At 67.6% G+C, this 7,965-nt stretch carries 5 protein-coding genes; 1 reads left to right on the forward strand and 4 read right to left on the reverse strand.

Annotated features, from left to right (window positions below; translation table 11 throughout):
* The first annotated feature begins 204 nt into the window (after positions 1–204).
* Positions 205–2,568, forward strand: a complete 2,364-nt coding sequence (locus KK7_RS21175; protein WP_010546086.1) for a glycosyl hydrolase — start codon at positions 205–207, stop codon at positions 2,566–2,568.
* 9 nt (positions 2,569–2,577) lie between these two features.
* Here the strand turns inward: KK7_RS21175 and KK7_RS0118280 are convergent, their stop codons facing one another.
* The 4 genes from KK7_RS0118280 to KK7_RS0118295 all read right to left on the reverse strand — a co-directional run bounded on the left by KK7_RS0118280 (position 2,578) and on the right by KK7_RS0118295 (position 7,519).
* A complete protein-coding gene (locus KK7_RS0118280) occupies positions 2,578–3,483 on the reverse strand; it encodes a LysR family transcriptional regulator (protein WP_010546087.1) in 906 nt (301 codons plus the stop codon).
* Positions 3,484–3,559: 76 nt separating this feature from the next.
* Complete coding sequence (locus tag KK7_RS0118285) at positions 3,560–5,194, reverse strand: GMC family oxidoreductase (RefSeq protein WP_010546088.1); 1,635 nt, start codon at positions 5,192–5,194, stop codon at positions 3,560–3,562.
* Between the two features lie 13 nt (positions 5,195–5,207).
* Positions 5,208–6,398, reverse strand: coding sequence for an MFS transporter (locus tag KK7_RS21180; RefSeq protein WP_010546089.1), 1,191 nt, complete (start codon positions 6,396–6,398; stop codon positions 5,208–5,210).
* Positions 6,395–7,519: a Gfo/Idh/MocA family protein gene (locus tag KK7_RS0118295; protein WP_010546090.1), complete on the reverse strand. Its 1,125-nt coding sequence runs from the start codon at positions 7,517–7,519 to the stop codon at positions 6,395–6,397. Before KK7_RS0118295 ends, KK7_RS21180 begins: the two co-directional genes overlap by 4 nt.
* Positions 7,520–7,965: the final 446 nt, after the last annotated feature.

Below are 7,965 nucleotides of genomic sequence, written 5' to 3' on the forward strand. Positions count from 1 at the left end.
AGGAGCCCCGCCGCAAGCCGCACACCGCGCAAGTGACGCAGGGGGCCTATCACACCGGCCGCATGTTCCACCATCTGCCGGCGCCGCTACGACCAATCCGGGATCTGGTGTTCGACCATACGCCGTTCCTCCAGAAGATGGTCGGCGACGACATGCCGGCGCACATCGTGGCGCAGCTCGCCGAGATCGAGGACGCGGCGCCCTATGTTCCCGTCCACCGGCGCGCCGTTCGTGCAGCCCGATCAGGCGATGAAGAAGCTGGTGTGGAGCGAGACGCGCATCAGCGGCGGGCGCCCCTTCGACGGAAAGCTGGTGTTGCCGCCAGCGGTTGCGGGCTCCTATCAGGACATCGCCGATGCCGCGCCGCTCGCGCCCTTTTACCGCGACGTGGCGGTTTTGGCGGTGCCGGAGGCCGATGATCGCCTGCGTCCGGTCGCGGCGCGGGACGGCGCCGCGGCGATCGAAACGCGCCGGCTGCGCGCAGATGGCTCGCTCGACTGGCGGCCACCTGCCGGCAACTGGACCATCCTGCGCCTCGGCTATGCGCTGACCGGCCATCGGAACGGTCCCGCCCCGGCAGAGGCGACGGGGCTGGAAGTCGACAAGCTCGATGCGGGCGCCGTGCGCGGATATGCGCAGAACTATTTCGCCAAATATCGCGGGGCTGTCGGTATCGATCGCTTCGGGGGCGCCGGGGTTACGGCCTTGCTCAGCGACAGCATCGAGGCCGGGCCGCAGAACTGGACGCCCGAGATGCTCGCGGCCTTCCGTCAGTCGCGCGGCTATGATGCCGTGCCGTGGCTGCCCGCGCTGACCGGCCGCATCGTCGAGAGCGCCGAGAAGACCGATCGCTTCCTTTGGGATTTCCGGCAAACCATCGCCGAACTGCTCGCCCGCAACCATTATGGCGTGCTGGCTGCGGCGGCGCGGGCGGAGGGCATGACCTATTATGCCGAGGCGCTGGAGGATCATCGCCCGCAGCTGGGGGACGATCTGGCGATGCGGGCGCACGCCGACGTGCCAATGGGCGCCCTCTGGACGGTGCCGGCCGGCGGCACCCCGCGCCAGACCTTCGTTGCCGATCTGCAGGGCGCCGCTCCGGTCGCCCACACGGTCGGCAAGCCGCTGGTTGCCGCTGAGACCTTCACCGCGTTCGGCGCGCCCTGGGCGTTCGCGCCGCGCGATCTGAAGGCGACCGCCGACTGGGCCTTCGCGCTCGGCGTCAACCGCATCATGATCCACACCTCGCCGCATCAGCCGACCGAGGACAAGCCCGGCATGTCGCTCGCGCCGCAGCTCGGCCAGTATTTCAGCCGCCACGAAACCTGGGCGGAGATGGCGCGGGGCTGGACCGACTATCTGGCGCGCACTGCCTATCTGCTCCAGCAGGGGCGGCCGGTGGCGGATATTGCCTATTTCGCCGGCGAGGAGGCGCCGATCACCGGCCTCTATGGCGAGACGCCGGCCCCGCTGCCGCCCGGCCATGGCTTCGATTTCCTCAGCCGTGACATGCTTCTGGACGGCCTGTCGGTCGCCGCCGACGGGACGCTGGTGACCAGTGGTGGCGCCCGGTACGCGCTGCTCGAACTGGGCGGGGAGAGCGCGGCAGGCATGACGCTCGCGACGCTGGAGCGGATCGCCGTGCTGGTAGAACAGGGTGCAACCATTGTCGGCACCCGGCCGCAGGGATCGCCGAGCCTTGCGGACGATCCCGCCCGTTTCGCCGTGCTCGCCAACCGGCTCTGGGCGAGCGGCGCGGGACGGCGTGTCTGGACCGATCGCGCCGCGGCGATGCGCGCCCGTGGCCTCACCCGCGACTGGAGCCTGTCCGGGGCGGACGAGACGGCGGTGGGCGTCGTCCACCGCCAGCTGGCCGAGGGGCATATGTACTTCGTCGCCAACCACGGGACCGGGCCGGTCCTGGGTGAGGTCTCGCTTCGCGTTGCCGGGCTGGTGCCCACGCTGTGGTTTGCCGATACCGGCGAGATCCGTCCGGCAAGTTATCGGATCGAGGGCGGTCGCACGACGGTAGCGCTGGACCTCGCGCCGGGAGACGCTGTGTTCGTGGTGCTGCGCGGCCATGCCGACACGCTGTCCAGAGTCGTGCCGGCGCCGCGTTGGCAGCCGCTCTCGACCATCGAGGGCAGCTGGGAGGTCGCCTTTCCCGGCGTCGGCAACTACCGACTGCCAGCCGGCTCATGGACCGAAGCCCCTGGGGGAACACTGCACAAATATTCGGGCACTGCCACCTATCGGCGTGACATCGAGGTCCCGTCGAGGATCGCCCCCGGCAGCCGGCTGATGCTGGACCTGGGAGAGGTCGGCGATGTCGCCCGCGTCCGGATCGACGGCCACGATGCCGGCATCGCCTGGAAGCCGCCCTACCGGTTGGAGGTCACCCGGCTGCTGACCCCGGGGATGCACCGGCTCGAGGTGGAGGTCGCCAATCTCTGGGTTAACCGGCTGACCGGCATGTCGAAGGGTGGTTCGCAGGACGTCTATCGTCCCGATGCCTCGCTGCGCCCTTCCGGGCTGATCGGGCCGGTGCGGCTGCTGGTTTCGCGCTAGTCCGGCACGTCAGGCGAGCGCCGCGGGTTCGCGGAGGCATTCGATCATCCATCGCAGCCCTTCGTCGTTCTTTCGGCTGCTGTGATACTGGATCATCTCGCGCATCGGCTGGAACGGGAAGGGGATCGGCGCCATGCGCAGCGGGAAGGTGGTCACCACCCGGCGAGCGAGGCGCTCCTGCATCAGCGTCAGCCGCTGCGAACCGACGAGCAGCCAGGGGACCACCGTGAAGGAGGGGGCCTCCACCTCGATCCGCCGCTCGATCCCCAATTGCCGGACCTGTCGATCGGCGAAGGAATAGTCGCGCGGCCCGCCCAGCCGCACGGCGACATGCCCGGCGGCGCTGAAATGCTCTAGGGTCAAGACATCACTGAACAGCGGGTTCTCTGCCCAGCCGACAACGGCGTAGCGCTCCTCGCAAAGCAATTCGCTGGGGTGGTCGTTGAAGACGAACTGTTCGGGCGCGACGAATAGGTCGGCGCGGCCCTCGCGCAGCTCGATGCCCGCCTCGGGGCTGGGCAGGGTGATCTCCAAGCGGATACCGGGCGCCGTTGCCGCCACTGTCTGCAGCGCAGGCGCGAGTACAGCGGTCATCACATAGTCGGAGAGGATCAGCCGGAAGCGGCGCTGGCTCGTCCCGGGATCGAAGCGGCCGGAGGTGACCAGCATCGACTCCACGGCGTGCAGGCATTCACGCACCTGCGGCACCAGCGCTTCGGCATAGGCGGTGGGGTACATGCGCTTGCCCTGCGCGATGAGCAGTTCGTCGCCGAAAAAGGCCCGCAGGCGCATCAGCGCCGCGCTCATCGCCGGCTGACTGAGGTTCAGCTGGCGCGCGGCGGCCGAGACGCTGCGGGTTTCCAGCAGCGCATCGAACGCGCCGAGCAGATTCAGATCCAGGCCCTTGAACCGCATCGCATTCCTCTCCGCAGGGCATTCTTGTCGTTTTGATCGACGCTATCGATCGATAGCGCTTCCTGCAAATCGAGGATCAGCCGGCATGATCCTCCAGGATCAGCTCCGCCGCGCGCCAGCCGATGACCATTGCAGGACCGTTGGTGTTGCCGGCGGGCTGGAGCGGCATCACCGAGCAGTCGGCAACGCGCAGGCCCTGGATGCCGTGCACGCGCAATCGTCCGTCTACCACGCCGGTCTCCGGTGTCCCCATACGGCAGGTGCCGGTGCTGTGCAGGCCGGGGCTGGCGAGCCACTCCAGCTGCCGAGCGATATCCTCGTCGCTCTGGAAGCGCTCGCCGGGCACGCGCTCCTCGCCGACGAAACCCTTCAGCGCCGGCTGACGCATATAGCGGCGGGCGAGGCGCACCATCTTGACCAGAAAGGCCTTGTCGGCAGGATCGCCCCACCAATTGGCATGCACGTCCACCGGATCGGCGACATCCGCCGAGCGGATGGCGACGGTGCCGCGGCTCTTGGGGCGCAGCGCGATGCCGTTGACGCTGATCCCCGGCTTGTCTTCCAGCGCACCGCGGCCAGGATCGGCCTTCATTTCCTCGGTCGTGCGCAGCGAATAGGGGCCGACGCCGAATTGCGCGTCGGGCCAGTCGGGCGACGAGTCGATCGAGAGCAGCGCGGTCACCTCGGGCGAGGTATAGGCCATCATGCCGGTGCGGGTGAGATAGTAGCGCAGTACATGGCTGGTCAGCCGCCAGCCGGAAAATTCTCGGTTCGCGCCCGGATCCTTGTGCAGCCGCCACGACATGGTGAACATCAGGTGGTCGGCGAGATTGCGGCCGACCTGCGGCAGGGCCTGCACCACCGGCACCCCGGCGCGTTCCAGCACCTCGGCAGGGCCGATGCCCGAAAGCTGGAGCAGCTTGGGGCTCTGCAGCGCGCCGGCGGACAGAATTACCTCGCGGGTTGCTGCGATCGAGCGCGCACCTCCCGCCGTCCGGACTCGTACGCCGGTCGCACGGCCGTTCGTGATCTCGACGCGCTCCACCAGCGTATCGAGCAGCACGGACAGGTTCGGGCGGCGCATCGCCGGCTTAAGAAAGGCCTGATAGCTGGAGGCGCGCCTGCCGCGGCGTGACACGGTTGCCTGGGTATAGCCGATGCGGACCGAGCCCGGCGCGTTGATGTCCGTCACCTTCTTCAAGCCGATCTGGGTGCCGGCCTCGATCGCGGCGTTGATCGCCGGCGAGCGGAAGGGCAGCTGGGTGATCTGTAGCGGGCCGTCGCGGCCGCGGCTGGCATCGGCACCGGCGCCGCGATAGCTCTCCATCGCCTGGAAGCAGCGCTGGATCTCGCTCCACCGCCATTCGCCGAAGCCCATCGCCGCCCAGCCGTCATAGTCGGCGGGCTCGCCTCGCAGATACCAGGTGCCGTTGGTCGAGCTCGATCCGCCGAGGCCGCGGCCATAGGACCAGGTCTCGCCCGACGGCCGGCCCTCCTGTTCGGTGATCGGGAAGTGCCAGAAATAGGTCGGGTTGCCGAACATCTTCATGAAGGCACGGGGCATGTTGATCAGTTCGGTCTCGTTGTCGCCGCCCGCCTCGATCAGCAGCACGCGCGCCTGGCCGTCTGCGCTCAGGCGATCGGCGAGCACGCAGCCTGCGGAGCCGGCGCCGGCGATGATATAGTCGAAAGTTTCGAAAGTGTCGGTCATGGCTCGGGTCTCGTCAGTGGCGCGCGGCGCTGGTGCGGAAGAACAGCGCGGAGACTAGGGAAAGCACGAGGGTGATCGCGGCGAACAGCAGCAGCGCATGGTCGAGGGTGCCGACCGCGCGCTGGCCGAGCCCGACCAGCGGCGGGCAGACGAACAGTCCGGCGAAGAAGGCGGTCGCCCAGATGCCCATGCCGCGGCCGCGCTGCTCGAGCGGCAGCATCGCCTGGCCCCAGGCCATCAGCGCCGGGATCACCAGGCCGGCGCCGAACTGCTGGATCGCAGCGCCCGCGACCGCCAGCGGATAATGGGTGGCGAGACCGATCATGGTGAGGCCGATCGCGGTGAGGATCCCGGCCAGGCCGAGCAGCACGCCGACCGGCCGGGCATGGATCCGCCGGTAGAGAAACGCGCCGGCGATATAGGCGAGCGAGGTGAAGGCCTGGATCAGCCCGACCGCGGTGGAGGAGCCGACACCCTTGGCCATCAGCACGCTCGCGACGTGGAGCGGCTCGACATAATAGAGGATCGAGGTCGCCATGGTGACGGCGCCGATCACCAGTGCCGGACCCCAGGGAAAACCGAGCGGCGCGGCCTTGCCTGTGTCGCGGCGCGCAGGCTCGTCGATGTAGAGCAAAGCGAGCAGCAGGGTTGGAATCGCCAGCGCGTAGATGACGAACGGGCCGCGCCAGCTGACATCCGCCAGCGCACCCCCGGCCGCGACCAGCAAAGTGCCTGCAATCGAGATGGAGACGCCGACCCAGGACACCCAGCGGTGGCGCTGCGATCCGAAATAGTCGCCGATCAGCGCGCTGGAATTGGTGACGATCACCGCTTCGGCAAGGCCGAGGACGCCGCGGCTCGCCACCACCAGATACAGGTCGCTCAGCACCAGCGGCGCGAGGCCGGCTACTGCGTAGATCGCCAGCGCCAGCAGAAAGCTCGGTCGCCGACCGAAGCGATCCGCAATCGCGCCGGCAAAGGGCGCGAACAGCGCGACGCAGAGCGAGGGCATGGTGACGATCATCGGCACCAGCAGCCCTGCCTGGGGATGCCCGCCGAACTGGGCGAACAGGCGCGGAATGGCAGGGAACAGCGAGACCACCGCCATCACCGGCAGGATCTGCGCTGCGATCAGCGTGATGCCCTTGCCCGCTTCGCCGCGGATCGGGGCGACGTCCGGCGCAGGGGTGGCGATGCTCGTCATGCGTATACCCTCGCTTCGTCAAGCGGCACCCAGCCGCGGTCGTCACGGCTCGCCGCGACGGCCTGTTCGATGAACTGCAGCGATCGAACCCCGTCTTCTATGCCGGGGAGATCTGGCGCGGGCCGGCCGCGCAGGCGGCGCGCGAAATCGCGGTAGAGATTGGCGAAGGCTTCCAGATAGCCTTCCGGATGACCTGCGGGTAGCCGGACCGCCGCCGTTGCGGCTGGCAACATTCCCGCACCACCGGAGGTGAGCATTTCGCTTCGGCCGGAAAGGTGATGAATCATCAACTGGTTTGGGCTTTCCTGGCGCCAGGAAAGCGATGCCTTGTCGCCATAGACGCGCAGCGTCAGCCCGTTGGCTTCGCCGATCGCGATCTGCGAGGCGAGCAGCACGCCGCGTGCGCCGCCGGCGAAGCGAAGGAGCACGCTGCAATCGTCGTCCAGCGCCCGTCCCGGGACCACGGCGGCGAGATCGGCATTGATCGCCTCTACCGGCAGGCCGGTCACGAATTCGGCGAGGTGAAAGGCATGAACACCGATGTCCCCGATGGCCCCCCCGACGCCGGACTTGCCTGCGTCGGTACGCCATTCCGCCTGCTTGTTTCCGGCGCGCTCGATCGGCGCGGCCAGCCAGCCCTGAAGATATTCGACGACCACCTTGCGTACCGTGCCTAATCCGCCCGCCGCAATGAGCGCTCGGGCGTGGCGCACCAGTGGATAGCCGCTATAGATATAGCTCAGGGCATAGGGGCGATCGGCCTCGCGGACGATCTCGGCCAACTCAAGCGCTTGGGCGAGTGTTGCGGTTGCCGGCTTGTCGCTCATGACCGCAATACCCGCCGCGAGCGCCGTGCGCGCGATCGGCAGATGCGTGTCGTTGGGTGTCGCAATGGTCAGGAAGTCGATGCCGTCCGGCCGTGCGCGCTCCTGCTCGATCAGCGTCATCCAGCTCGGATAGCTCCGGTCTTCGGCGATGCCATATGCTTTGCCAGCCTGCCGGGAACGTTCGGGCGCACGACTGAAGGCACCCGCGACCAGTTCAATCTCGCTGTCCAGCGTCGCCGCGATCCGGTGCACGGGGCCGATGAACGCACCGGGGCCTCCGCCGATCAGACCCATCCGTAGTCGTCGCATCAGGCGCCGCCTCGTGGTCCCTGGGTCGCATTCTGGGCGCGCAACGGGTGTCCGTGCATGTCCTCTCTCCAAACAAAGCCTCTCATCGGGCTCGCCCGTTTCTGCCGCTGTTTCGAGAATTTTGAAAATCTATTGTATGGATGATTGTCGATCTAGAACATGAATATGTAATCCGTTTCCAATAATAATTCTGGATTGTTTGCTATCAAAACAATCGATTTCTAGGATTCGATATTTGCGGCGTACACACTCGGCAAGAAGTGGCGGATCGCGGTCAACGTGGATCACAGGCCGCTCTGCATGGGAGGAGCTTCGAAATGCCGCACGCACATTTACGCACGCAGTCTGCGACAGCACCTGCCCCGACGCGCTCGACGTCGCTCCCGACCGCCATACCTGCCGATCCCCGCGCCTGGACCTTTGCCATGGCG

This window comes from Sphingomonas elodea ATCC 31461, assembly GCF_000226955.1.
Taxonomy (GTDB): Bacteria; Pseudomonadota; Alphaproteobacteria; order Sphingomonadales; family Sphingomonadaceae; genus Sphingomonas; species Sphingomonas elodea.